At 60.0% G+C, this 23,323-nt stretch carries 18 protein-coding genes; 11 read left to right on the top strand and 7 right to left on the bottom strand.

Features of this window, described 5'->3' with window-relative positions; all coding sequences use genetic code 11:
• Positions 1 to 66: 66 nt before the first annotated feature.
• Positions 67 to 1,407, top strand: coding sequence for an NAD(P)/FAD-dependent oxidoreductase (locus IC231_RS14415; RefSeq protein ID WP_190785210.1), 1,341 nt, complete (start codon positions 67 to 69; stop codon positions 1,405 to 1,407).
• 82 nt (positions 1,408 to 1,489) lie between these two features.
• On the opposite strand, the gene IC231_RS14410 is transcribed toward IC231_RS14415, so the two are convergent.
• Positions 1,490 to 3,511, bottom strand: a complete 2,022-nt coding sequence (locus IC231_RS14410; protein ID WP_190785209.1) for a M23 family metallopeptidase — start codon at positions 3,509 to 3,511, stop codon at positions 1,490 to 1,492.
• Positions 3,512 to 3,690: 179 nt separating this feature from the next.
• Complete coding sequence (locus tag IC231_RS14405; RefSeq protein ID WP_190785208.1) at positions 3,691 to 4,305, bottom strand: fumarylacetoacetate hydrolase family protein; 615 nt, start codon at positions 4,303 to 4,305, stop codon at positions 3,691 to 3,693.
• A gap of 261 nt (positions 4,306 to 4,566) precedes the next feature.
• Between IC231_RS14405 and IC231_RS14400 the strand changes: the two genes are divergently transcribed.
• Positions 4,567 to 5,361 (top strand): M48 family metallopeptidase, encoded by a 795-nt coding sequence (locus tag IC231_RS14400; protein ID WP_185889583.1) that lies wholly within the window; start codon positions 4,567 to 4,569, stop codon positions 5,359 to 5,361.
• 27 nt (positions 5,362 to 5,388) lie between these two features.
• Positions 5,389 to 5,958 carry a hypothetical protein gene (locus IC231_RS14395; protein ID WP_190785207.1) on the top strand — a complete coding sequence of 190 codons (570 nt, stop codon included), beginning with the start codon at positions 5,389 to 5,391 and terminating at the stop codon, positions 5,956 to 5,958.
• A gap of 180 nt (positions 5,959 to 6,138) precedes the next feature.
• Here the strand turns inward: IC231_RS14395 and IC231_RS14390 are convergent, their stop codons facing one another.
• Together IC231_RS14390 and IC231_RS14385 are read right to left on the bottom strand one after the other, a co-directional pair.
• On the bottom strand, positions 6,139 to 6,849 hold the full coding sequence (locus IC231_RS14390) for an alpha/beta fold hydrolase (protein WP_190785206.1): 711 nt from the start codon (positions 6,847 to 6,849) through the stop codon (positions 6,139 to 6,141).
• Positions 6,850 to 6,897: 48 nt separating this feature from the next.
• Complete coding sequence (locus IC231_RS14385; protein WP_190785205.1) at positions 6,898 to 8,283, bottom strand: UDP-N-acetylmuramate--L-alanine ligase; 1,386 nt, start codon at positions 8,281 to 8,283, stop codon at positions 6,898 to 6,900.
• Positions 8,284 to 8,683: 400 nt separating this feature from the next.
• Between IC231_RS14385 and dnaB the strand changes: the two genes are divergently transcribed.
• The 7 genes from dnaB to IC231_RS14350 all read left to right on the top strand — a co-directional run bounded on the left by dnaB (position 8,684) and on the right by IC231_RS14350 (position 18,335).
• Entirely contained in the window at positions 8,684 to 10,219 is a 1,536-nt protein-coding gene (dnaB, locus tag IC231_RS14380) for a replicative DNA helicase (protein WP_449550022.1), read from the top strand.
• A gap of 120 nt (positions 10,220 to 10,339) precedes the next feature.
• Positions 10,340 to 10,696: a winged helix-turn-helix domain-containing protein gene (locus tag IC231_RS14375; protein ID WP_211539070.1), complete on the top strand. Its 357-nt coding sequence runs from the start codon at positions 10,340 to 10,342 to the stop codon at positions 10,694 to 10,696.
• A gap of 106 nt (positions 10,697 to 10,802) precedes the next feature.
• On the top strand, positions 10,803 to 13,370 hold the full coding sequence (locus tag IC231_RS14370) for a TonB-dependent receptor (protein WP_190785203.1): 2,568 nt from the start codon (positions 10,803 to 10,805) through the stop codon (positions 13,368 to 13,370).
• A 215-nt stretch (positions 13,371 to 13,585) separates the two neighbouring features.
• Complete coding sequence (locus tag IC231_RS14365) at positions 13,586 to 14,164, top strand: Crp/Fnr family transcriptional regulator (protein WP_190785202.1); 579 nt, start codon at positions 13,586 to 13,588, stop codon at positions 14,162 to 14,164.
• Positions 14,165 to 14,451: 287 nt separating this feature from the next.
• Positions 14,452 to 14,976: a (2Fe-2S)-binding protein gene (locus IC231_RS14360; RefSeq protein WP_190785201.1), complete on the top strand. Its 525-nt coding sequence runs from the start codon at positions 14,452 to 14,454 to the stop codon at positions 14,974 to 14,976.
• Between the two features lie 96 nt (positions 14,977 to 15,072).
• The gene (locus IC231_RS14355) at positions 15,073 to 16,095 is read left to right on the top strand and encodes an FAD binding domain-containing protein (protein ID WP_190785200.1); all 1,023 of its coding nucleotides are present in this window, start codon (positions 15,073 to 15,075) and stop codon (positions 16,093 to 16,095) included.
• Between the two features lie 5 nt (positions 16,096 to 16,100).
• Positions 16,101 to 18,335 carry a xanthine dehydrogenase family protein molybdopterin-binding subunit gene (locus tag IC231_RS14350; RefSeq protein ID WP_190785199.1) on the top strand — a complete coding sequence of 745 codons (2,235 nt, stop codon included), beginning with the start codon at positions 16,101 to 16,103 and terminating at the stop codon, positions 18,333 to 18,335.
• A gap of 216 nt (positions 18,336 to 18,551) precedes the next feature.
• Here IC231_RS14350 and IC231_RS14345 read toward each other — a convergent pair whose 3' ends face one another.
• From IC231_RS14345 to IC231_RS14335, 3 genes are all read right to left on the bottom strand, one after another.
• Positions 18,552 to 19,007, bottom strand: coding sequence for a hypothetical protein (locus IC231_RS14345; RefSeq protein ID WP_190785198.1), 456 nt, complete (start codon positions 19,005 to 19,007; stop codon positions 18,552 to 18,554).
• A gap of 97 nt (positions 19,008 to 19,104) precedes the next feature.
• Complete coding sequence (locus IC231_RS14340; protein WP_190785197.1) at positions 19,105 to 20,274, bottom strand: MFS transporter; 1,170 nt, start codon at positions 20,272 to 20,274, stop codon at positions 19,105 to 19,107.
• A 141-nt stretch (positions 20,275 to 20,415) separates the two neighbouring features.
• Positions 20,416 to 22,119, bottom strand: coding sequence for a hypothetical protein (locus IC231_RS14335; RefSeq protein ID WP_190785196.1), 1,704 nt, complete (start codon positions 22,117 to 22,119; stop codon positions 20,416 to 20,418).
• Positions 22,120 to 22,423: 304 nt separating this feature from the next.
• Here IC231_RS14335 and ygiD point away from each other — a divergent pair, with 304 nt between their 5' ends.
• On the top strand, positions 22,424 to 23,257 hold the full coding sequence (ygiD, locus tag IC231_RS14330) for a 4,5-DOPA-extradiol-dioxygenase (protein WP_190785195.1): 834 nt from the start codon (positions 22,424 to 22,426) through the stop codon (positions 23,255 to 23,257).
• Positions 23,258 to 23,323 lie beyond the last annotated feature (66 nt).

Genomic DNA, 23,323 nt, shown 5'->3' with positions numbered 1-23,323 from the left:
CGGCTGATCTGACCGGTTGCCGGATTCGCGCGTATAGGTGCTGTAGATACTATTTCTCTCCGAATCATGCTGCAGCTGGAACAACTCACGCTCAATATCCCGGATACGACCAAACCACGCGTCGTTATCATTGGTGGGGGCTTTGGGGCGGTCAATCTGACCAAAAACCTGCCCGACGAACATTTTCAGGTGGTGATGCTCAGCAAGCAGAACTACCACGGCTTCTGGCCCTTGCTCTACCAAGTAGCCACGGCGGGTCTGGAGCCCGAGTCCATTGCCGAGCCCATTCGTAAGCTCTTCGACGACCACAACGACTTTCACTTTCGCTTCACGCGGGTCAACAGCATCAATCCGGCCGCCAAAACCGTCAGCACCGTCATCGGCGACGTGCGCTACGACTACCTCATTATTGCCACCGGTACTAAGTCCAACTACTTTGGCAACGAGCAAATCAAGCAGAATGCTTTTGGCCTCAAGCACCTCAGCGACGCCGTGAACCTGCGCAGCCAGCTGTTGCAAAGCTTCGAGCAGGCCAACCTGACCCAAAACGCCGAAGCCCGCCAAAGCCTGCTCAACATCGTTATTGCAGGGGCCGGGCCTACGGGTGTGGAACTGGCTGGCTCGCTGGCCGAAATGCGCCAGCACGTGCTGCCCCGCGACTATCCGGGTATGGATTTTCGGGAGATGAACATCTATCTGGTTGATGGGCTGGACCGGGTACTGCCACCGATGTCGCCAGAATCGAGCCGGCACACGCACGGCTACCTGGAGAAGCTGGGTGTTATCATCAAGCTCAACAAGTTCGTGGACTCCTACGACGGGCAAACTGTCAAATTCAAGGACGGTGAGGAAATCCGGAGCCAGACGCTGGTGTGGGCCGCCGGCGTGGCTGGCGCGACTATAGAAGGCCTGCCCGCCGAAACCGTGGAGCGTGGCCGCTACCTGGTCAATACGTTCAATCAGGTGCAGGGCTTCACCGACATCTTCGCCATCGGCGACGTAGCCGTGATGAAAAGCGACAAGTGGCCTAAAGGCCACCCGCAGGTAGCGCAGCCCGCTATTCAGCAAGGTGTGCATCTGGCCAAAAACCTGGTGCGCAGGCTGCGCGGCGACGAATGGAAACCGTTCAGCTACTTCGATAAGGGCTCTTTGGCCATTGTGGGCCGCGCCCGCGCCGTCGCCGATTTGCCCGGCAACAAGAGCCTGAGCGGGTTTATAGCGTGGGTAGCTTGGCTATTCGTGCACATCTACTACCTCGTGGGCTTCCGCAACAAGCTGATTGTAATGGCCAACTGGGTGTATCGCTTCTTCACGTACCAGCGCGGCACCCGCATTATCATTCAGCCCTATGTCAATTCCGAGGACAAAGTGGGGCAGGAGTTCGTGCGCCTGCAGACAGTGGACTGATCTGGCATATGCCCGAACCATCGATACAAAGAAAGGCCTCTCTTCCACGAAAGAGAGGCCTTTCTTATGAATACCGGCAGGCTTAGAGAGTCACATGAATGACCTTCTCATTGCCGGCCTGGTCGGTGAGGTACAGTGTGGCGGGGCCACGTAATGGCGGACCGAGCTTGTCGGAACGCTCCGAAAACAGCGTAGCATTCTTGTGCTCGAAGCGCAACAAATGGAACTGGCCATTCACCTCCAGCTTGTAGGAGGCCAGGCCCGAGAGGTCGTCGCCGACTTTGAACACCACACCGCCAGCGCCCTTGCTAAGCAAACGCCCCGAAGGCGGAATGGTATCAGTCAGGATGCAGAACTGTCCGAAGGCTTTGATAGGGGCCGAAATGGTGGTGCCAGTTGCGTCCCACTTGCCACCCACGTAGGCTTTGCCGCCCTTCGCCGTCACACCATAGATAGCCGTGCGGCGCGGATCTGCCACGGGCCCATCGGGCCGCAGGCTGACGCGCATGGTTTCGTAGAGCGGGGTGCGGGGCAAGTGTACAGTCCAGAGGCCAGTTTTGTAGCTGGTCTGCACATACAGCGTGTCAAACAGCGTTTTGGGTGAGAAACTCAGTTGCAAGTTGTGTGTGCTGAAGGCAAAATCCTGACCCGATGGAATCAGCCCCTGCCGATCAAACCGCTTTGTAACACCACCGAACTGTAGGGAGTCGGGGAGGCCGGCGCGTAGGTCGTAGAGGTAGGTGTTTTCGCTCTGCACCGTGTAGCTAGGCTTGAGGGTGAGGCGGCGGTTGCCTTTATAGAGCGTGAGCGGGCCGCCGGTGGCCGCTGTATCGGGGTCGGCGGCTACGGCCACCAGCAGGTTGCGGCTGATATCGTAGCGGAGAGCCGGCTTTTTCACCAGCGCCGAGCGGGTTTTGTAGTATGTTGGCTGTTCGCCGCGCAGTACAAATTGCAATGGTGTCTGGTTGCCATAAGAGTCCGCCAGAATGATTTCGACGGTGTAGATTTTGTCGGCATCCACCCGTAGTTTGCCTTTGGCAGGACCGGTGGTATACATGCTCAAGTCGTTGCCATCATCCAAAAACAGCTTTTCAAACTGCCGGCCCTGCGTGTAGCGCCACTCGTAGTCTACGTGCCGGTTGATCTGGCGGGAACCTTCCGGAAACGGAATATCATCCACTACATGCTTGTAGAGCGGCTGCCCGTTCACGCGCACTTCCACCCGCTGCAGGCCGTTCTTGTTCCAGACTCCATCAAACCGGTCGAAGCCCTGCACCAGCAGACCCACGTGGCCAAACGCCGGAATAGTATCCGTCCAGACATAGCCTCCGCCGTTAGGTAGCGGCGGTGCCTTTGGCACAAACACCGACTTGCCAAAACGCCCCTGCACGCGGGCCTCAATGCCCAGCGCCTCCACAGCAAACGCCTGCAGCTGCGGCGCCACATGGTCCTGAATTTCAGGGAAGCCGCCGAATTGCAATGGGTTGAGCTGGTTGTCTTTGGCGTCGCGGACTTCCCAGTGCAGGTGCGGGCCCGCCGAGCCACCTGTGTTGCCCGAAAGTGCGACCACCTCGCCGCGTTTCACCGGAAACTGGTCTTTCTCAAAGAACAGCTCCAGCTCATAGGTCTGCTTGGCATATTGCTGCCGCAGTAGCTCCTCCGAAACCGGCCCCTTGAAGTGGTTGAGGTGTCCGTACACTGTGGTCAGGCCGTTGGGATGCGTGATGTAGAGCACGTTGCCGTAGCCGAAGGAACTCCGCTTGAGCCGCGAGATATAGCCATCGGCCGATGCGTACACCGGCAAATCCACCCGGCCATCGGTCTTGATATCGAGGCCGCCATGGAAGTGGTTGGGGCGCAGCTCGCCCATGCTACCAGCCAGGTAGTTCTGCACGCCAGGCTTGATCGGAAACAGGAAATACCCGTTCGGCACTTCGGGCCGCGCGCCAGTGCTGGCTTGAGCAGGAGCAGTAGGCTTTTGAGTAACCGTGTCGGGCTCCTGGCCGCTGCATGAAGCCGGTAGCGCCCCCAACGTAAAGAGCAGCGGCAGTAGCGCCAGCCCCAGCAGCCGGCGCGGCTGCTTCAAGGAAAAAATATCGGGCATTCAGAAAGGAATCAAGGAAACTCCGGCAGTGTGGGTGCACATGCCAGATAATAAAGGTGGTCGTGTCAGCAGCGCTGCCTGCTTGGCATGGAGTGAAACGAAGCCAACGGCACTGTCAACGACGAAAGTCCCGGTGGCGTACAGCCGCGGAAAAAAGTAATCCGCAGCCAATTGCAGGGTTATTTCACGGCCAGATTCAGCAGTTGGCGGTCTTCGATGTAGCCAGTTAGCTGGTCGCCGAGCTTTACCGGACCTACGCCACTGGGTGTGCCGGTGAAAAGTAGGTCGCCCATTTTGAGCGTGATGAACTGCGAGATGTAGCTGATGATTTTGCTGAAATCGTGCAGCATCAGGCCGGAATTGCCCTGCTGGCGCACCTCGCCGTTTACTTCCAGCCGGAAGTTGATGTTCTTCAAATCGGGGAAATTAGCAACAGGTATGAACTCCTGTGAAAGCGGAGCCGAGCCATCGAAGCCTTTGGCCAGCTCCCAAGGCAGCCCTTTGCTCTTGAGCTTGCTTTGCAGGTCGCGGGCCGTGAAGTCGATGCCCAGGCCGATGGCGTCGAAATACGTAGGCGCAAACTTCTCTTCGATGTTCTTGCCGTTGCGGCAGATCCGCAGCACCAGTTCTATTTCGTGGTGAATGTCCTGCGAGAAATCGGGGATAAAGAAGGGCTGGTTCCGCTGAAGCAGAGCCGTGTCGGGCTTGGCAAAAATGACAGGCGCGTCGGGCGTTTCGTTCTGCAGTTCAGCAATATGTTCGGCGTAATTGCGGCCAATGCACAGAATTTTCATGGAGCGGTGTGGGGCGTGGGGCTGGGGTGGCGGGCAGTGCAGGATGTTCTTCGCTTCATCCAACTTGCTGCCTGCCTGACACTCAAAAATAGGGTTAATTCGGGCCGCCTACTGAGTAGGAGCGGAAAAAAACGGGTACGCAATGTTGGCACCAGGGTTAAGTAAACATTTTGCCCGGCCTCCGACGTATAGAATGCGTTGCTCAGCGTGGTACTCACTGCACCACACGCTGCTGTCTCTCACTCCTAAGCTCTCTTTCCGATGATCAGAAAATTTGCTCTGGCCAGCTGCCTGTTCGTGGCCGCCGCCTGCTCCACCGTTCCAATTACGGGCCGTCGCCAGCTCAGCCTCGTTTCCGATGCGGAAATGAACACAATGGCTGCCACCGAATACCAAAAAGTGCTGGCCTCAAGCCGCGTGGTGAGCAGCGGTGAGCAGGCCGCCATGGTAAAGCGGGTAGGTCAGCGCATCCAGCAGGCAGTAGAAACGTATTTCCGCCAGCAAAATGCCCAGAGCCAGCTGGAAGGTTATGCTTGGGAGTTCAACCTGATTGATGATAAGCAGGAAAACGCCTGGTGTATGCCTGGCGGCAAGGTGGCCGTGTACAGCGGTATTCTGCCCATCACGCAGGACGAAACCGGCCTGGCGGTGGTAATGGGTCACGAAATTGCGCACGCAGTAGCCAAACACAGCTCGGAGCGTATGAGCCAGCAAATGGCGGCGCAAGGCCTGGGGGGCGTACTGTCGGCCTCGGCGGGGCAAAACCCAACGGCTACGCAAAGTGTGTTTATGCAGGTAGTAGGAGCCGGCTCGCAGCTGGGGCTGCTTAAATACGGCCGCAGCCAAGAATCGGAAGCCGACCACCTGGGGCTGATTTTTATGGCCATGGCCGGCTACAACCCGGATGGGGCCGTGGCATTCTGGCAGCGGATGGAGGCCCGTGAGGGTCAGGCTTCGCCACCGGAATTTCTGTCCACGCACCCTTCCAGCGGCACACGTATCGCCGATATTCAGCGGGAGCTGCCCGAAGCGCGCAAGTACTATACTGCCCGTTAAACGGTGCTTACTGCCTATCTTTCCCGCATGATGCTTTCTATTCGCCCTTTGGGGCGCCTGCTATTGGCCGCTGTGCTGCTCACTGCCACGCTGCCCGCCTGCGAAACCACCAAAAAAGGCTTCCCGGAGATGAACTCGCCCAATGGCGAGTCGGACGAAGCCGCCCGGCGCAAGCGGGAGCCGGCCAGCAAGCTTATTGCCTCCGTAGGGGAAAGAGGATTGATTAAATACGTGCTGCCCCGCGAACAGCTGGCGCAGGCGTTCAACCGCCAGTTCAGCGACGGTACCAGCATCGACAAAACCATGGTGCGCAAAGTGCAGGGTAAGCCCAAGGACCCGGCTGTGTACTACGTAGTGGGCTTGGGACTCCGCAACGGTATGTTCCGCGGAATGGCGCTGCCGCTCACGTTGTCTGGCAGCGAATTGTATTTGAGTTCCAACGCTTCGCGCTATGTTATTTCCGGGGTGGGCTGCACGTTCTGCTTTTTCAACTTCGAGAACAACGATATAGTAGGGACTTCCTGCGAGGAAAACACCGGCGGCAGCCGCTGCGACCTGCGTGTGGAGGACAACAATACCCTGTTTACGCCCCGCTAGCCATGCTCAGCCGCAAATGGATTCTGCGCCTCTCGCTCACGGCCCTGGCCCTACTCGTCACGACGGATAGGCGCCGACCGCGCCCGGCCGTGCCGCCTGGCAAGCCCGAGGAGAAGTAGCTACAGAAAAGGCCCGCCAAGTAGCGGGCCTTTTCTGTGCGCTTCCGGAACGGTGCCAAAGCTATACTCTGTCTTCCTGCACCAGTTCCACAAACCGGGCAATGCGCGTCACCAGCAAATCGGGGTTTACTTTCTCCAGCGGGTGCGGCGTATTCATGATGATTTCGAAGGTAGCGCGAGGCATGAAGTCGGCGAAGTGGCGAGAGGCGTCTACCCCAGCTGTTTTGTCCAGCTCACCCACCAGCACCTGTACCGGAACTTCCAGCGTCGCCAGGTTCTGTGGCGTCAGCAGGGGCGCGTCGCCGAGGCCCCGCATGAGGCTGGCCGTGGCGTTTAGTAGCTCTGGCAGCTGCGTAGGTGCGTGCAGTTGCTCCAATTGCGCCACAAACTGAGGCACTTTCTCACGCATTTTACCAGCATCCAGAAAACGGGTTTCCAGCGCGGCCGTGGCGGGTGTCCAGTCGAACTTGGTGCCCAGCGTGGTGATGCTGCTAAACAGCTCCGGCGCGTCCACTGCGGCGGCCAAGGCTGCGTAGCCGCCCATGCTGTAGCCGAATACGTGCACCGGCGGCAGCTGGCGGCTCCGGATAAACTGCTGCACCTGCTGCGCAAAGTGCTTCATCGTGTGTTCAGCGGCCACCAGCGGCTGCCCGCCGTGGCCGCTGAACGAGAAGGAATGCACCGCATAGAAAGGCGGCAGCTCCCGTTTCAGCCATTTCAGCTGCGCCTCCGATGCCAGCGCCCCGTGCAGCAGTAAAATCGTGTGTTTCATAGCAGAGAGGCGGTTCCCTGTGCGTTGCGCAAGGGTGGGCCCGAAAAGTTAGTTGGTCACTTCGGCGGCCAGCTGGTTCAGGTCCAGCCCATCGAACGTACCCGACGACATCATCAACAGGTTAGCGTTCTGCCAGTTCTGGGCGTGCAGAAAAGCGGCCAGTTCGCGGCTATCCGTAAACACGCGCAAATCGGGACGCTGGAAGGCGGCCTGCACGGCTTCGGGCGGCAGCGCCGGCAGGCGCTTGTGCTCCAGCACGTGCGGGTTGAAATACACCACCGCCACATCGGGTGCATCAAAGGTGTGGGCATATTGCGGCAGGAAGGCCGGATTGAGCGAGCTGAACGTGTGCAGCTCCAGGCAGGCTACCAGCCGCCGCTGCGGATACTGCTTCTTGAAAGCCGTAGCGGTGGCTTTCAGCTTACTGGGCGCGTGCGCGAAGTCCTTGTACACCACCGAGTCGGCGCCTTCTTTCACCAGCTCGAGGCGGCGGGCGGCTCCCTTAAACGTGCCCAGGGCCTCGTAGAAGTCCTTGCCTTTGATGCCCAGACATTTGCAGACTTCCTTGGCCGCCGAGATGTTGCGCAGGTTGTGCTCCCCAAACACCTGCACGGGCACCTCTTCGTCTTTCTTGTTAAGCAGGAAGGTTTTGCCGTTCCGGATGACGTTTTCGTGCGGGCCGTAGCCAATGTACTTCACATCGGGGTTGCTGGGCACGGTCACCAGCTGCACCTGCTCGTCGTCCCGGTCGTAGATGAGCGTACCGGCCTTGGGGGTCATGTCGGCGAAGATTTTGAATTGCTCCCGGTAGACTTCCTCGGTCGGAAACACGTTGATATGGTCCCAGCTAATACCGGAAATCACGCCGATGTGGTGGTGGTACAGGTGGAACTTCGGCCGCCGGTCGATGGGAGAGGAGAGGTATTCGTCGCCCTCGATAATGATAATAGGCGCATCATCAGTCAGTTGCACCATCAAGTCGAAGCCTTCCAGCTGGGCGCCTACCGCATAGTCGAACTTGCGGCCGTGGTAGCGCAGCACGTGCAGAATGAGCGAGGTGATGCTGGTTTTGCCGTGCGAGCCGCCAATCACCACCCGCTGCTTGTTTTTTGACGCCTCGTAGATAAATTCCGGGAAGGAATACACCCGCAGGCCCAGCTCCTGAGCACGGAGCAGCTCGGGGTTGTCGGGGCGGGCGTGCATACCCACAATCACGGCGTCGAGGTCGGCCGTTACTTTTTCCGGAAACCAGCCTTCCTGAGCAGGCAGCAGGCCAGCGGCGGCCAGCCGGCTCTTGGCCGGCTCAAATATTTCGTCGTCGGAGCCCGTCACCCGGGCCCCGCTTTTGTGCAGCGCCAGGGCCAGGTTGTGCATAATACTACCCCCGACGGCAATCAGGTGTAGGCGTTGGAGAGAGGAGGGCGTAGCAGCCATTCAGAATAGTGGATAAGGGGCCGGCAAAGGTAAGCCGATTGGCTGAGAGGTGAGGCAGGCCCGCAGCACGAGACGGCGCTGGCCGGTTCGGGTTTACGCTCACCGGTTTACCTCCGCCCGCGCCCTGCCGCTGCCTCCTGCCGCCACTTCACATCCTACAAAAAAGAAACCTTTTTGCCTACTCCCGGATTGTAGACCTCACCCGTTAGCTTTGTACCCCCTTTGCGAAAAACCGGGGTGGTGGACGGAAGAAACCCGGCCGACATCTGCTGAAACCGCCCGAACCTGCTTACCTTGTAGTGCTTACCTGCTGATGAACGACCGGATGGATGACCGCCTGAAACTATCGGCCTCGCGAGCCAAAGCCGCCTGGAATAGCCGTGCCACGCCGGCCCTTCCAATGGGTGGCCCCGCCGGTAAACTTCCCCCACAGGCGCTGGAACTGGAGGCCGCCGTACTCGGTGCCCTCATGCTCGAGAAGGATGCCCTGACTACGGTAATCGATATTCTGAAGCCTCAGAGCTTTTACAAGGACGGGCACCAGCGCATCTTCAAGGCTATCCTGAATCTGTTCGACAAGTCGGAGCCGATTGACATCCTGACCGTCACGCATGAGCTGCGCGAGATGGGCGAACTGGAAGCAGCCGGCGGCGCGCACTACGTAGCCAACCTCACGTTCAAGGTCAATTCGGCCGCCAACATTGAGTACCACTCCCGCATCATCACCGAAAACGCCATCAAGCGGGAGCTGATCAATATTGCCAGCACCATCCAGCGCGACGCCTTCGAGGACACCACCGACGTATTTAACCTCCTCGACAGCACCGAGCAGGCCCTGTTTGAAGTATCGGAGTCGAACATCCGGAAGAACTTCGACGACATGCGCAGCCTGATGGGCAAGGCCATCAAGGAGCTGGAAGAGAAGAAAGACCAGAAGGACGGCCTGACCGGCGTGCCCAGCGGCTTCTCGGCCCTGGACCGCGTAACCAGCGGCTGGCAACCATCGGACTTAGTTATTATTGCGGCTCGGCCAGGCATGGGCAAAACCGCTTTTGTGGTGTCGGCGATGCGCAACGCGGCGGTGGAGTTCAAGAAGCCGGTGGCCATTTTCTCGCTGGAAATGTCCTCGCTGCAGCTCGTGAATCGTCTGATTTCGGCGGAAGCGGAGCTGGATTCCGAGAAAATCAAGAAGGGCAACCTCGCCGACTACGAGTGGGCGCAGCTCAACCACAAAATTTCCAGCCTCTCGTCGGCTCCCATCTTCATTGATGATACGCCCGGCCTCAGCATCCGGGAGCTGCGCACCAAGTGCCGCCGTCTCAAAGCCCACCACGATATTTCGATGATCATCATCGACTATCTGCAGCTGATGACGGGCAACACCGACGGCAAAGGTGGCGGCGGCAACCGCGAACAGGAAATTGCCTCGATTTCGCGGGCGCTGAAGGGCATTGCCAAGGAGCTGAATGTGCCGGTGCTGGCCCTGTCGCAGCTTTCCCGCTCCGTAGAAACGCGCGGCGGCGACAAAAAGCCGCAGCTGAGTGACCTCCGGGAATCGGGTTCCATCGAGCAGGACGCCGACATGGTTATCTTCCTGTACCGTCCGGAGTATTACAAGATTACGGAAGACGAAATGGGTAATCCGACCCAGGGAACTGGCGAGGTAATCATTGCCAAGCACCGGAATGGCTCCCTGGAAACCGTGCAGCTCAAGTTCATCGGTAAGTTCACCAAGTTCGCCGACCTCGATGGGGCAGGCGGCTTCGGCGACGCAGGCTTCAACCCCGGCGCCTTCCCCAGCAGCACCTTCGACGACGATCCTTCGGCCTTTGCGCCCAACACCATCCGGCTGGGCTCGCGCATCAACAACGACGGCCCGCCGCCGGCGCAGCCCTTTCCCCGCAGCAACTTCGACGACGGCCCGCCGCCATTCTAACCCTCAGCTTCAAAAGCGTCAGCCGACAACGTCTGACGCTTTTTTACGCTTAGCCCATCTTGCCGAAATAAGAGAACTGCTACGGTGCTGTCTATTGCGGTTTTTTGGGAAATTGCCCGCATGAAAGACCTACTGCGCCCCGACCTGACCTTCCGCCTGACCGGCCGCCTCTGGGTGGAATCCGAACAGGACCGGTTCATGGGTATCGGACGGCTGGAACTGCTGCGCCACATACAGCAGCATGGCTCCATATCGAAGGCGGCACAGGCAATGGATATGTCCTACAAACGGGCCTGGGATTTAGTGTCGTCGCTGAACGCGCAGAGTGCTAGTCCTTTGGTGCTTACCCAGACTGGCGGCAAGCGGGGAGGTGGCACCGTAGTAACGCCGGAAGGAGAGGAGTTGATTGCGGAGTTTGAGGCGTTGCAGGCACGTTTTCAGGCGTTTCTGGCAGCAGAAGCCGCCCGCGTGTTATAGTGTAGGTTCTAGCAGGCCGTTCAGGCGGTTAAGGCGCACCACTTTAGGAAGAGCCAGCGAAAAACCAATCATTCAGCTTGTCGTTATATTCATGAAAATATAACGAATGAAACACGTTACACCCGCGCTTCTCCTTCTTCCTGTTCTCGCCCATGGCCAAGCTCCCGATACCACGCGGCTGGGGGAAGTAGTGGTATCGGCCTCCAGAGTGGAAGAAAGCATTCTGCAGTCGCCGGTGACGGTGGAGAAGCTGAACGCCCGGGCGTTGCGGCTGACGCCGGCGCCATCGTTTTTCGATGCCATTGAACATCTGAAAGGAGTGCAGGTGATTACGCCCAGCCTGAGCTTCAAGGTGATAAATGCCCGTGGCTTCACCAACACAACCAATGTGCGGTTTGCGCAACTCGTGGATGGCATCGATAACCAAGCGCCCCACATCGGCGGGCCGATTGGCAACGTGCTGGGACCAAGCGACCTGGACATCAGCGCGGTGGAAATAGTGCCGGGTACGGCGGCGGCACTCTATGGTCTCAATGCCATCAACGGGCTGGCCAATTTCACGACGAAAAACCCGTTTCGGAGCGAAGGACTGAGCGTGCAGCAGAAGACCGGTGTCAATCATCTGAATGACCCTAACAGCGGCGCAAAGCTGTTTTCGGAGACCAGTGTGCGCTACGCCAAGGCGCTGACGCCTAAGTTGGCCTTTAAAGTGAACGGAACCTACCTGCGCGGCTACGATTGGATTGCCAACGACCAAACTGAGCTAAACCCCAATGGCAATGCTACGACCAGTTTGTTCGGCGCAGAAAACCCTGCCCAGGACCCTGTGAGCCGCTACGGCAACGAATCCTCGAACCGCAGTAGCCTCACGCTGGGCGGCAAAAGCTACTCTGTAGCCCGCACTGGCTACGATGAGAAGGACGTGGTGGATTACCGGCTCCAAACCATCAAATACGACGCGGCACTGCACTACAAGCTGGGCCGCCACGCAGAGTTGGCCTACACCTATCGGGGCACTATACTCGACAATGTGTACCAGCGCAGCAACCGGTTTCGGCTGGAAGACTACCGCCTGCAGCAGCATGCCCTGCAACTCAGCGGACCTGTGGTGCAGGCCCGCGCCTACCTGACCAGTGAAAATACCGGCAAAAGCTACAACCTCCGCTCGGCCGCCGAAAACCTGGACCGCAGCTTCACGCCTGATAAGCAGTGGAACGACGACTACACTGCCGCCTGGAATGCAGCTACGCAAGCCGGCCAGACCGTAGCGCAGGCCCACGCTGCTGCCCGCGCCGCCGCTGATGCCGGCCGCTTGCAGCCGGGCACACCCGAGTTTCGGCAGCGCCTGCAGGAACTGGCAGATATCAACAACTGGGACGAGGGAGCCGCGCTGCGGGTTGAGGCTGAAATGCTTCATGCTGAAGCGCAGCTAAACCTGGGCGAAGCGCTTCGGCGCAGTGGCCGCAACGGGCTGCCTGCCTGGGCTGACGTGCTGCTCGGCGCCGACCACCGCACCTACTTCATCCAGCCCGACGGCAACTACTTCATCAATCCGGAAAAAGGCGAGGACCCATATAGTACGCTCACCTACGGCAAAACCGGTGGCTTCGTGCAGGCCGGTGCGCGGCTGCTGCAAGACAGAATCCGGCTGACGGCCACGCTACGTGCCGACAAGAACGACTACTTCAGTACCCGCTTCAATCCGCGTTTTACGGCCGTATACTCGCCCACGCGCCAGCACAACTTCCGGCTGAGCTACCAGAGTGGCTACCGTTTTCCGAGCTTGTTCGAGGGCTTTTCTAACGTAAACAGTGGCCAGGTAAAACGCATTGGCGGCTTGCGCGTGATGTCAGACGGCGTATTTGAGAACAGTTACCTGCGCAGCTCCATCGAGGCCTTCAACACGGCCGTAACGCGCGACCGGAACACCAACGGACTAACGCTGGCACAGGCTATTGCCAACAACCAGGATGCCTTAGTGAAAACGCCCTACACGTATCTGAAGCCCGAGCATATTAGGTCGGTGGAGGTGGGCTACAAGACCGCCATGCTGCCCGGCGGCCGGTTGCTGGCCGATGTGGATTTCTACTACAACACCTACCGCGACTTTATTGCCCAGGTGGAAGCCTATGTGCCCATCGGCAACAGCGGCCAGCCACTCAACACCGGCACCGACCTCAACACCATTGCCACTGCGCTGAATACCCGTTCCGGCCAGGCCCGCTACCGCCTCTGGACCAACTCCCAAAGCCAGGTCTACAACTACGGCGGCTCCTTGGGGTTGCGCTACGATGTGGCCAGTGGCTACCTGGTCGGCGCCAGCGCCACCGTCGCCCGCCTCGACCGAACCGAATCGGGTGACGGGCTGGAAGACGGGTTCAACACACCGCGCTGGGCTTACAATCTGAGTCTCGGTAATGAGAAGGTGTACAGGAATGTTGGCTTTGGGTTGAACTACCGCTGGCAGGCCCGCTACTACTCCCAAACCTTTCTGGTAACTGGCTACGTGCCTGCCTATAGCACCCTCGATGCGCAGCTCAGTTATACAGCTCCTACGCCTAATCTGTGCTTCAAGCTGGGCGCCAGCAACCTGCTCAATAACTACTACACAAGTTACCTGGGCGGCCCAAGCATCGGCGGGTTGTATTACCTGCAGCTCACGTATGGGTTGTAGAGCGTCTCGTCGTTGCTGATGTTGCTAATGCAGGGAAAGTTGGCCGGCGCAAAATACCCGTCATGCTGAGCTTGCCGAAGCATCTCTACCACTCCGGTGTGGTAGTAATTGATTTCCCTCGGGAGAGATGCTTCGGCAAGCTCAGCATGACGTTTATTACCAAACCGTTCCACGACGAGACGCAAGATGTTGCGTCTCTAACTCCGTTCTCTCCCATGCTCGACGCTCTGCGCACCTACTTCCACGACAAACTCCCGCTCACCGAAACTCAGTTTGCTGAGCTGGTGGGGCTGCTGACACCGCGCCAGCTGGCGAAAGGGGAGGTGCTGGGGCGGCAGGGCGAGTCGGCCCGCTTCGGGGCCTTTGTGGTGCGGGGCTGCCTGCGTAGCTACGTGACAGATGAGCGGCAGAAAGAACACATCCTACAATTTGCGCCCGAAAACTGGTGGATTTCCGACCAGCACAGCCTGCGCCACCATGCGCCGGCGCTGTTCACCATTGAGGCGCTGGAAGACTCGGAGGTGCTGCTGTTTGGGGCGGGGCTGTATGGGCAGCTGCCGGCGCTGGGGCCCGAGTTTCAGGCGTTTTTCTACGAGCTGCTGCAGAATAGCCTGGTAGCCATGCAGCGCCGGCTGATTGGGGTGCTGAGCGCCCCGGCCGAGGCGCGGTACCAGGAGTTTCAGCAACTCTACCCCACGCTTGCCCGGCGGCTGCCGCAGCGGCATATTGCGGCGTATCTGGGTATCACGCCGGAGTCGTTGAGCCGGTTGCGGGCCGGGCGGGGGCGGGTGTAATCGGTGGCGTTGTGTTTCGTAGAATATGACGAAATATAGAAATAATGCGGGGTCGTTGTATTCCAGTCGAGTCGATATTTAGACTGAATATGGATAGATAGATAATGAGTTGATAAATAAGGCGCAGAAATAGAGGGAGCAGCAGGATAGGATTTTGTACAGGCAAAATACGCCGCAAAGCATAACGCCGAAGCGCAAAGGCGCGTACGTCAGATAGCCTGTCCGGCGGCAACCGCCGTGGTAGCCGCCGCCCGCATTTGCACTCCTTCACCTCTACGCTTCTTTCTATGCCTCAGCACCCGACTAACTCCGCTGCCGCCGGGGTGGCCGCGCCGCCGGCCACCAGCCCGGTTCAGCTTTCCATCAACGGCCAGCAGCACACGCTGCACATTGCCCCCTGGACCACCCTGCTCGACGCTTTGCGCGAGTACCTGCACCTGACCGGCACCAAAAAAGGCTGCGACCATGGCCAGTGCGGCGCCTGCACGGTGCTGGTGGATGGCAAGCGCATCAACAGCTGCCTCTCCCTGGCCGTGATGCACGAGGGCGACGAAATCACCACCATCGAAGGCCTCGGCACCCCCGAAAACCTGCACCCGCTGCAGCAGGCCTTCGTCGACCACGACGCCTTCCAATGCGGCTATTGCACCCCCGGGCAGATCTGCTCGGCCCAGGGCCTCATCAACGAGGGCCACGCGCACACCGAAGCCGAAATCCGGGAGCTGATGAGCGGCAACGTCTGCCGCTGCGGCGCCTATGTAGGCATCCTGAACGCGGTGAAGGAAGTGGTGGATAAGGGAATTAAAAATTAAGAATTAAGAATTAAAAATGACGCTGTTGCCACGCGCAACCGTCAGGGCAACAGCCCAATTCTTAATTTTTAATTCATAATTTTTAATTGAAAACACATGAACCCATTTACCTACTCCCGCGCTACGGCTGTCGCCGACGCCGTGCGTGATAAAGCCAGCCACCCGGACTCTGAATACCTCGGGGGCGGCACCAACCTCATCGACTTGATGAAGGAAAACGTGGCCCGCCCCACGCATTTGGTGGGCCTCAACAAGCTGCCGCTGGCCGACATCGAAGCCCTGCCCGACGGCGGCCTGCGCCTGGGCGCGCTGGCTACCAACGCCGATACGGCCTGGCACGACGAGGTGAAAAGCCGCTATCCGCTGCTCAATCAGGCCATTCTGGCCGGGGCCTCGCCGCAGCTGCGCAACGCCGCCACTAACGGCGGCAACCTGATGCAGCGCACCCGCTGCTACTACTTCTACGACCTGGCCACGCCCTGCAACAAGCGGGAGCCCGGCTCCGGCTGCTCGGCCATTGGCGGCTATAACCGTGTGTGCGGCATCTTGGGTACCAGCGAGTCGTGTATTGCTACGCACCCTTCGGATATGTGCGTGGCCCTGGCGGCGCTGGCTCCCACGGTGCGCGTGAGCGGCCCCAACGGCGACCGGACCATTGCCTTCGACGACTTCCACCGCCTGCCCGGCGACCAGCCCGAGAAAGACAACAACCTGGAGCCCGGCGAGCTGATTACCGGCCTCGACCTGCCCGCCAAAGGCTTCGAGAAGAACTTCAGTTACTTGAAGCTGCGCGACCGGAGCAGCTACGCCTTCGCCCTGATTTCGGTGGCGGCGGGCCTGGAGCTGGAAGGCAACACCATCAAGGATGCCCGCTTGGCGCTGGGCGGCGTGGCCCACAAGCCCTGGCGCGACCAGGAGGCCGAAAATATGCTGAAAGGCCAGCCCGCCACCGAGGATACGTTCCGGCGGGTGGCGGCCAAAGTAGTGGCCGATGCCAAGGGCCACGGCTCCAACGACTTCAAGATTGAGCTGGCCAAGCGCGCCATTGTGCGGGCCCTCAAGCAGGCCGCCGAGGGCAACCAGCACGCCGCCGACGTATTCCTCAACTCGAATCCCTAATCCGTATGAGCACGACTAACTATATCGGCAAGCCCACCAGCCGCGTCGATGGCCCGGCCAAGGTGACGGGCACGGCCACGTACGCCGCCGAGTATTCGGTGGCCAACATGGCCTACGGCTATGTGGTGAGCAGCCCCATTGCCAAAGGCAAAATCACGAAAATTCACGCCGAGGAAGTGCTGGCGCTGCCGGGCGTGGTGCAGGTGTTTTCGCACGAAAACGTGCCTTCCCTGGCCTGGTTCGATAGAAGCTACAAAGACGACGTAGCTCCCGGCGGCTCGCCGTTCCGGGCGCTGCACGACGCCGACATCAAGTTCAGCCAGCAGCCCGTGGCTTTGATTGTGGCCGAAACCTTCGAGTTGGCCCGTTACGCCGCCTCGGTGCTGCGCGTGGAGTACCAGCAGGAAGACCACGAAACCAGCCTCGAAACCCAGCGCGCTAAAGGCTACGAGCCCGGCGCGGGCAAAACCGGCTTCCAGCCGCCACCAGCCCCGCGCGGCAACCCCGACAAGGCCTGGGAAGAGGCCCCGCACCGCATGGAGGCCGAGTACGTGCACGGCGCCCAGCACCACAACCCCATGGAGCTGTTCTCGACCACCGTAGAGTGGCGCGGCGAGGGCAAAATCACGGCCTACGACAAGACGCAGGGCGTGATGAACGTGCAGCAGTACCTCACCAAAATCTTCGGCCTGAAAAAGGACGACTGCCGGGTGGTGAACGAGTACATGGGCGGCGGCTTCGGCTCGGGTTTGCGTCCGCAGTACTCAGCCTACCTGGCCGTGCTGGCGGCGCTGGAGTTGAAACGCTCGGTGCGCCTCACGCTCACCCGCGAGCAGATGTTCAGCTTCGGCCACCGGCCCCACACGCTGCAGTACCTCAAGCTGGCCGCCAACGCCGACGGCACGCTGGCTGCGCTGCAGCACCACGCGCTGCACGAAACCTCGCAGTTTGAGGACTACACCGAAAACGTGGTGAACTGGTCGGGTATGCTCTACCAGTGCGAAAACGTGAAGCTGGGCTACCAGATTGCCAAGCTCGATATGTACACGCCCCTCGACATGCGCGCCCCCGGTGCCGCGTCGGGCTCCATCGGCCTCGAAATTGCCATGGATGAAATGGCCTACGCCGCCGGCCTCGACCCGCTGGAGTTCCGCCTGCGCAACTACGCCGAGCGGGACCAGAACGTGGATAAGCCCTTCAGCAGCAAAAAGCTGCGCGAGTGCTACCACCAGGGCGCGGCCAAGTTCGGCTGGGACAAGCGCACCCAGGCTCCCGGCTCCATGCGTAACGCCGACGGCAAGCTCGTGGGCTGGGGCGTGGGCGGCGGCGTGTGGGATGCCACGCAGCAGAAAGCCGCCGCCAAAGCCAGCATCACGGCCGATGGCAAGCTGACCGTCTCGTCGGCGACCGGCGAGAACGGCACCGGCACCTATACCATCATGTCGCAGATTGCGGCCGAAACGCTGGGCCTGCCCATCGAGGCCGTGACCTTCAAGCTCGGTGATACGGACCTGCCAGAGTCGCCGCTGCAGGGCGGTTCCTGGACGGCGGCCTCGGTGGGCTCGGCGGTGCAGAGCACCTGTGAGGCCCTAGCCGAGAAAATCTTCAAGCTGGCCCGGAAAATGGACGATTCGCCGTTGCGCGACGCCAAGTTCGAGGACGTGGAATTTGCCAGCGGCCAGCTCCGCCTGCGCGCCGACCACAGCCAGGCCGTGGTGCTGCGCGACGTGCTGCAGGCCAGCGGCGAAGCCAAGCTGGAAGCCGATTCATCGGTGATGCCCAACATGGTGAAGCAGAACGGCTACTCGCTGCACTCGCACAACGTGGTGTTTGCGGAAGTAACCGTAGATGAGGACCTGGGCACCGTGCACGTGACGCGCGTGGTAAATGCCATAGCCGCCGGCCGCATCCTCAACCTCAAAACCGCCCGCTCGCAGGTGTTGGGCTCGGTGGTGTGGGGCCTGGGCATGGCCCTGATGGAGGAAACGGTGATGGACCACAAGTTCGGCCGCTATATGAACCACAACTTCGCCGAGTACCACGTGCCCGTCAACGCCGACATCCACGACATCGACGTGCTGTTTGTGGAAGAGGAAGACGACATCGTGAACCCGCTGGGCGTGAAAGGCATCGGCGAAGTAGGCATGCTAGGCGTAGCCGCCGCCGTGGCCAACGCCGTGTTCCACGCCACCGGCAAACGCGTCCGCGACTTACCCGTCATGATTGACAAGCTGCTGTAACCGCCGCCGCTTGCCGTAACGCAAACCGCCCCGTAATCGTGAGGTTGCGGGGCGGTTTTGTGTGTGGCTATTTAAGGGCTCGAATATGCGTAGTGCGGGATTTTAAGGTCCTTTACTATCAAACCGCCACTTTGTTTATTAATTGCACTAAGTTCAAATTCACAGATTTGCCCCGCATTACGTGTATTTATTGTTGCCAGCTTTTTTCTTTTTAATCTATTTCAAATTCTTGCATTGTTTTATAAAAGCTTCTTTCCCATAAGCAGGCGGAACATGGTAAGCAATATATCCATATTTACTTTCTAATAATTCTTTTAATTCACTTAGAACCAGTTCTTCTTTGATTGAGTCTTGGTACATATTTAATCCAAAAACCAAACTATTGTCTTCAAAGTAGTAAAGCGTTAATGCTCTAAATTCAGATTCAGTTGTCGAACGAAAACTTGGCCGAAAGAGAATTTTATTTTGACTATCCAAGAAACCAAATAAATCGGATTCTGATTTAAAGAATATTGATGGTTGATTCTCTGTCTGGTTTGAGTCATTCCAAAATTCAAATTGCCCATCTTGCTTACCCAACTGATAGCTCCTATTCGGTAGGTACTTATCAAGTGCTTTTAACACATTCTCTTTTTTTCGGTTGTTTGCTAATACATATATATCTGCATTCATGTTTTTTGAATTGATGGTAACATTCCTGTTGTCAAAAGTAGATAACACGTCCAAGTTGCGGTTATAATTCTACCGTAGGCAATATAAGCGAAACTCCCTACTGCACCACCTGCCTTCCCCGCCACAGCGCCCACAGCCCCAGCGCCGGGCCGAGGGCCAGGGGCAGCAGCAGCAACTGAGGCGGCAGGCGCGGGGCCAGCCAGCCGGTGAGCTGCACGCTGCCGATGGTGAGGGCAAACCCCAAGCAGTTGACGATGGTCAGGGCCGCGCCGCGCGATTCGGCGGGGGCGTGCCGGGCCACCAGGGTGGAAAACATCGGCGAATCGGCTACCACCACCAGCCCCCAGAACGCCAGAAACGCCACCAGCCCCACCGCCGAGCCCAGGCCCAGCACCACCCCCGAGGCCAGACAGCACCCGCCCGATAGCGCCAGCGCCGTAGTGGCTACCTGGGCCGGGCCCAGCCGCCGGGCCAGCAGCCCCGCGCCCACGCAGGCCATGCTGCCCCCGCCAATAATGCCGAACGAGAGCAACGGCACCGTCAGCGCCGCCGCCGGGTGCCGCGCCTGAAACGCCGCCAGCACCACCGGCACAAACGCCCAGAACGCGTACAGCTCCCACATGTGCCCAAAGTAGCCCAGCGCCGCCGCCCGAAACTCCGGCTGCCGGAACCCCGCCAGAAACGCCGTGAGGCGGGGCCGCTGGCCGGGGCGGCGGTGGGGGCCATCGGGCACCAGCAGCAGCATGGCCACGCCGCCCAGCACCGCCAGCACGGAGGTAGCCCCCGTCACGTAGTACCACGGCAGCGCCGCCGTGAGGCTGCGCAGCAGGTGCGGAAACGCCGTGCCCAGCACCAGCGCCCCCACCAGCCACCCCAACGAGCGGCCCAGGCCTTCCTGGTAGTAGTCAGAGGCTATTTTCATGCCCACCGGGTAGATGCCGGCCAGGAAAAAGCCCGTCAGGAAGCGGCAGGCCAGCAGCCCCTCGGCCCCGAGGTCGCTCAGGTGCACGCCCAGGTTGGCCGCCGCCGCCGCCAGTGCACTCACAAAAAACACCCGCGAGGGCGAAAACCGGTCAGGCAGGGCCAGCAGCGCAAACAGTAGCGTGCCGCTGATGAAGCCCAGCTGCACGGCGCTGGTGAGCGAGGCCACAAAGCCGGCCGGCAGCTGAAACCGCGCCGCCAGCTCGGGCGCTACGGCATTGCCGGCAAACCACAGCGAGGTGCAGCAGAACTGCGCCCCCACAATAGTGGGAAGAATACGGGACATGAGAGCGGGTGGGAGAGAGGCAGGCGAGAGAGCAGCGAAAGTACCCAAATTCCGCAGCCACACCTGCGGCCGGACGTGCCAGAGCGCAGGCGTAAGTATAAGCCACGCGTAACCGGAAATAGCGCGGCTCCTGGGTAAGCCTTATTGAAGACGGGGCTGCTGGCCGGCCAGAAACCGGCGGGCCACGGCCAGCTCCGGGCGAGTAGACCGAGGCGCATCGGCGCTGGCCAGCAGGCGCTGGTAGTAGCGTTGGGCCTGGGCAGCGTTGCCGGTTTGGGCTGCGGCAGTGGCCGCCCCATATAGGCCGTTGAGGCGGTTGGGATGCTGCACTAGGCTCGTTTCGTAGGCTGCCAGGGCCTGTTGGGGCTGGTTGAGCTGCAGGAGCAGGTCGCCGAGCAGTTCCCGGGCGGGCAGCACCTCGCTGGGCGTTACGGCGTGCTTCTGGGTGCCGTCTTCGGTGTCGGCGGCCTGCCGCATGAGCTGCAGCGCCTCCTGGGGCTTTCCCTGCGCGGCCAGGAGCCAGGCCTGAGCGGTTTTCAGCTGAATAGCCACTTGCGTGGCTTTATACTGGTCTTGTTGCCGCATCAGGGTATCTTGGTAGGCCTGCAGCTGGCGCAGCTCCTGCTGCGCCGAATCGGGCTGGCGGATGTGCGCGTAGCCCAAAGCGCGGGCAAAGTGCAGCATTGATTTCTGCCAGGGAAACTGGTGCCACGCTACGTTGGCCGTCGGGATTTTCAGGTGGGCGGCTTGCGTCCACAGCTTGTTTTCCAGCACGTAGCGCGCCGGAATGGCCGCAAAGGCATACGCCACCTTGAAATTGGCCGGTTGCACCTCCCGCATCGTCTGCAGATACTGCCATTGCGCCTTGGCCCGCTGGTTATCGGCTTGCTGCAGATACGCGTACGTCAGGTAGTCGAGGGCGTGCAGCTCTTCGTCCCAGTGCCCTTTGAGGCCGCTACTTTCGGCGTAGCACCGGGCGGAAGCGGCCGCATCCAGATTGGACGCCACACACTCAGCCCAGAGCCCCAGCCGAACAAAAATATGGGAAGGCATGTGCTGGGCATGGGCCGAGGATGGCGCAATAGCCGCGTACTTTTTGGCGGCCGGCAAGGCCAAAGCAGCCAGTTCCGGGTAGTCGTAGCTGTGGATGATGTAGTGAATGATGCCCGGATGATTGGGCGCATCCAGCGACAACGCCATCAGCATAGCGCCAGCCTTCCGTTGCCGGCGAAAAAGCTTGTCGGCAGGGTCGGCGGCTCCGTTGAGGGCCAGCGCGTAGAAGATGGCGGCCTCCTTATCGGTTGGATACGTAGCGTGCAGTGTTGCCATGGCCTGCTCAAACCGTGCGCACCGCACCGCGTGCGGCGTGGTGGTGCCATCCTGATAGAATTGCGCCAACGCATTGATGTAGGCCGTTTCGCGGGGCGTTTTCTGCGGAATGCGCTGCGCAATAGTAATGGCCTGGGTGCCTTTCGCCAGTTCAGTTGGGGTAGGAGGCGCCCACAGCGGGTGGTAGTTGGCCATGGCCACGCCCCAGTAGGCCATGGCGCAGCCCGGCTCCTGGTCGATGAGGGCGGCAAATGCCTTTTCGGCCTCCTCATACTCAAAGGAATGCAGCAGCGAAACAGCCGTATTGAACGCCTCCTTACGCGAAGCCGGACAGGAGGTGCTAAAGCCGGAAAAGCCGAATTTCTGATTAGGAATGCCGCAGGTAATGGGGGCGCCGCGGTTCAGGTTGATGGCCCGGATGGCAGCGGCGGAGGGCGTACCGGATTTTTCCCGGCACGAAACGAGCCCGCCCACTAGCGCTACTGCCCAAAGACAGCGGAAAAGCATTCGTTTCATGGCCGTTTCTGGAAATGAAGCTCACTTGGCTGTTGGTTGGTTTTTGCCTGGGCGACTAGCTTAGCTAACGGCTGCAGGAGCGGAGGTCTAATTTTGAATATAGTGAAATGATTATTAAAGATGTGAACGAGCCGGATTGGTGGGCGAATTCCGGGCCTCGGGCGGGCCGTATCGGCAGGCTATTTCTTATCCCACATCAAGGCGCCGCCACAGCAGGCGCGGTAGCTTTGTTCTTGCTAACTTGATAGCCATGCACCGCAGCACTTGCCTGAAAATCTTGGCCGTGCTGCCTTTTGCTTCCGCCATGAACTCCCTGCAAGACCTCCACAAAACTGCCAGCAGCTTCCAAACCACCGCCAAAATGCCCGTGTTGTTCGTCGGGCACGGCTCGCCGATGAACGCGCTGGCCGATAACGCCTTCACCCAAACGCTGCACCGGCTGGGCCTCGATATCCGGAACCGGCAGCCGCCCCGGGCGGTGCTGGTGGTATCGGCGCACTGGCTCACGCGCGGCACCTTCGTGGCCGTGAACGAGCGGCCCGAAACCATCCACGACTTCGGCGGCTTCCCGCAGGAGCTGTTCGAGATGCAGTATCCTGCGCCCGGCGCGCCCGATGTGGCCCAGGAGGTGCTGGCCGCGCTGCCCGACGCCCATCCTACCGACGAGTGGGGCCTCGACCACGGCACCTGGACGGTGCTGCACCACATGTTCCCCGAAGCCGACATTCCGGTGTTCCAGCTCAGCATCGACTACCACCAGCCGATGACCTACCACGCTGAGCTAGCCCGGCAACTGCAGTTTCTGCGCCGCCGCGGCGTCCTGATTCTGGGCAGCGGCAACATCGTGCACAACCTGCGCCAGAGCATGCCCAAGCTCATGGCCGACGACCCCACGCCCTACGCCTGGGCCTCGGAGTTCGACGAGTGGGCCAAACGCAAAATCGACCAGCGCGACCTGTTGGCCCTGGCCCACTACCAGCAGGCCGGTGCCAGCGGCCCTCTGGCCGTGCCCACCCCCGACCACTACATCCCGCTACTCTACAGCCTGGCACTGGCCGAGCCCGACGACGACATCCGCCACGCCTACGAAGCCGTGGAGTACGGCGGCCTGAGCATGCGCACGTTTGTGGTGGGGTAGGTGGGGCAGCTGCTTCCAGCTACTTCTGACTGCTGATGAGCTGTTGCACAACTAGCAGCTGCAGCA

This window comes from Hymenobacter duratus (assembly GCF_014698995.1).
Classification (GTDB): Bacteria; Bacteroidota; Bacteroidia; order Cytophagales; family Hymenobacteraceae; genus Hymenobacter; species Hymenobacter duratus.
Note: the sequence above shows the minus strand (reverse complement) of the source record. Positions and strands in the feature narration are given on the sequence as shown.

Bases quoted from the DNA above. Each gene is read 5' to 3' on its own strand.
- IC231_RS14415 (WP_190785210.1), top strand. From the start codon at position 67: ATGCTGCAGCTGGAACAACTCACGCTCAATATCCCGGATACGACCAAA.
- IC231_RS14410 (WP_190785209.1), bottom strand. From the start codon at position 3,511: ATGCCCGATATTTTTTCCTTGAAGCAGCCGCGCCGGCTGCTGGGGCTG.
- IC231_RS14405 (WP_190785208.1), bottom strand. From the start codon at position 4,305: ATGAAAATTCTGTGCATTGGCCGCAATTACGCCGAACATATTGCTGAA.
- IC231_RS14400 (WP_185889583.1), top strand. From the start codon at position 4,567: ATGATCAGAAAATTTGCTCTGGCCAGCTGCCTGTTCGTGGCCGCCGCC.
- IC231_RS14395 (WP_190785207.1), top strand. From the start codon at position 5,389: ATGATGCTTTCTATTCGCCCTTTGGGGCGCCTGCTATTGGCCGCTGTG.
- IC231_RS14390 (WP_190785206.1), bottom strand. From the start codon at position 6,849: ATGAAACACACGATTTTACTGCTGCACGGGGCGCTGGCATCGGAGGCG.
- IC231_RS14385 (WP_190785205.1), bottom strand. From the start codon at position 8,283: ATGGCTGCTACGCCCTCCTCTCTCCAACGCCTACACCTGATTGCCGTC.
- dnaB (WP_449550022.1), top strand. From the start codon at position 8,684: ATGGGTGGCCCCGCCGGTAAACTTCCCCCACAGGCGCTGGAACTGGAG.
- IC231_RS14375 (WP_211539070.1), top strand. From the start codon at position 10,340: ATGAAAGACCTACTGCGCCCCGACCTGACCTTCCGCCTGACCGGCCGC.
- IC231_RS14370 (WP_190785203.1), top strand. From the start codon at position 10,803: ATGAAACACGTTACACCCGCGCTTCTCCTTCTTCCTGTTCTCGCCCAT.
- IC231_RS14365 (WP_190785202.1), top strand. From the start codon at position 13,586: ATGCTCGACGCTCTGCGCACCTACTTCCACGACAAACTCCCGCTCACC.
- IC231_RS14360 (WP_190785201.1), top strand. From the start codon at position 14,452: ATGCCTCAGCACCCGACTAACTCCGCTGCCGCCGGGGTGGCCGCGCCG.
- IC231_RS14355 (WP_190785200.1), top strand. From the start codon at position 15,073: ATGAACCCATTTACCTACTCCCGCGCTACGGCTGTCGCCGACGCCGTG.
- IC231_RS14350 (WP_190785199.1), top strand. From the start codon at position 16,101: ATGAGCACGACTAACTATATCGGCAAGCCCACCAGCCGCGTCGATGGC.
- IC231_RS14345 (WP_190785198.1), bottom strand. From the start codon at position 19,007: ATGAATGCAGATATATATGTATTAGCAAACAACCGAAAAAAAGAGAAT.
- IC231_RS14340 (WP_190785197.1), bottom strand. From the start codon at position 20,274: ATGTCCCGTATTCTTCCCACTATTGTGGGGGCGCAGTTCTGCTGCACC.
- IC231_RS14335 (WP_190785196.1), bottom strand. From the start codon at position 22,119: ATGAAACGAATGCTTTTCCGCTGTCTTTGGGCAGTAGCGCTAGTGGGC.
- ygiD (WP_190785195.1), top strand. From the start codon at position 22,424: ATGAACTCCCTGCAAGACCTCCACAAAACTGCCAGCAGCTTCCAAACC.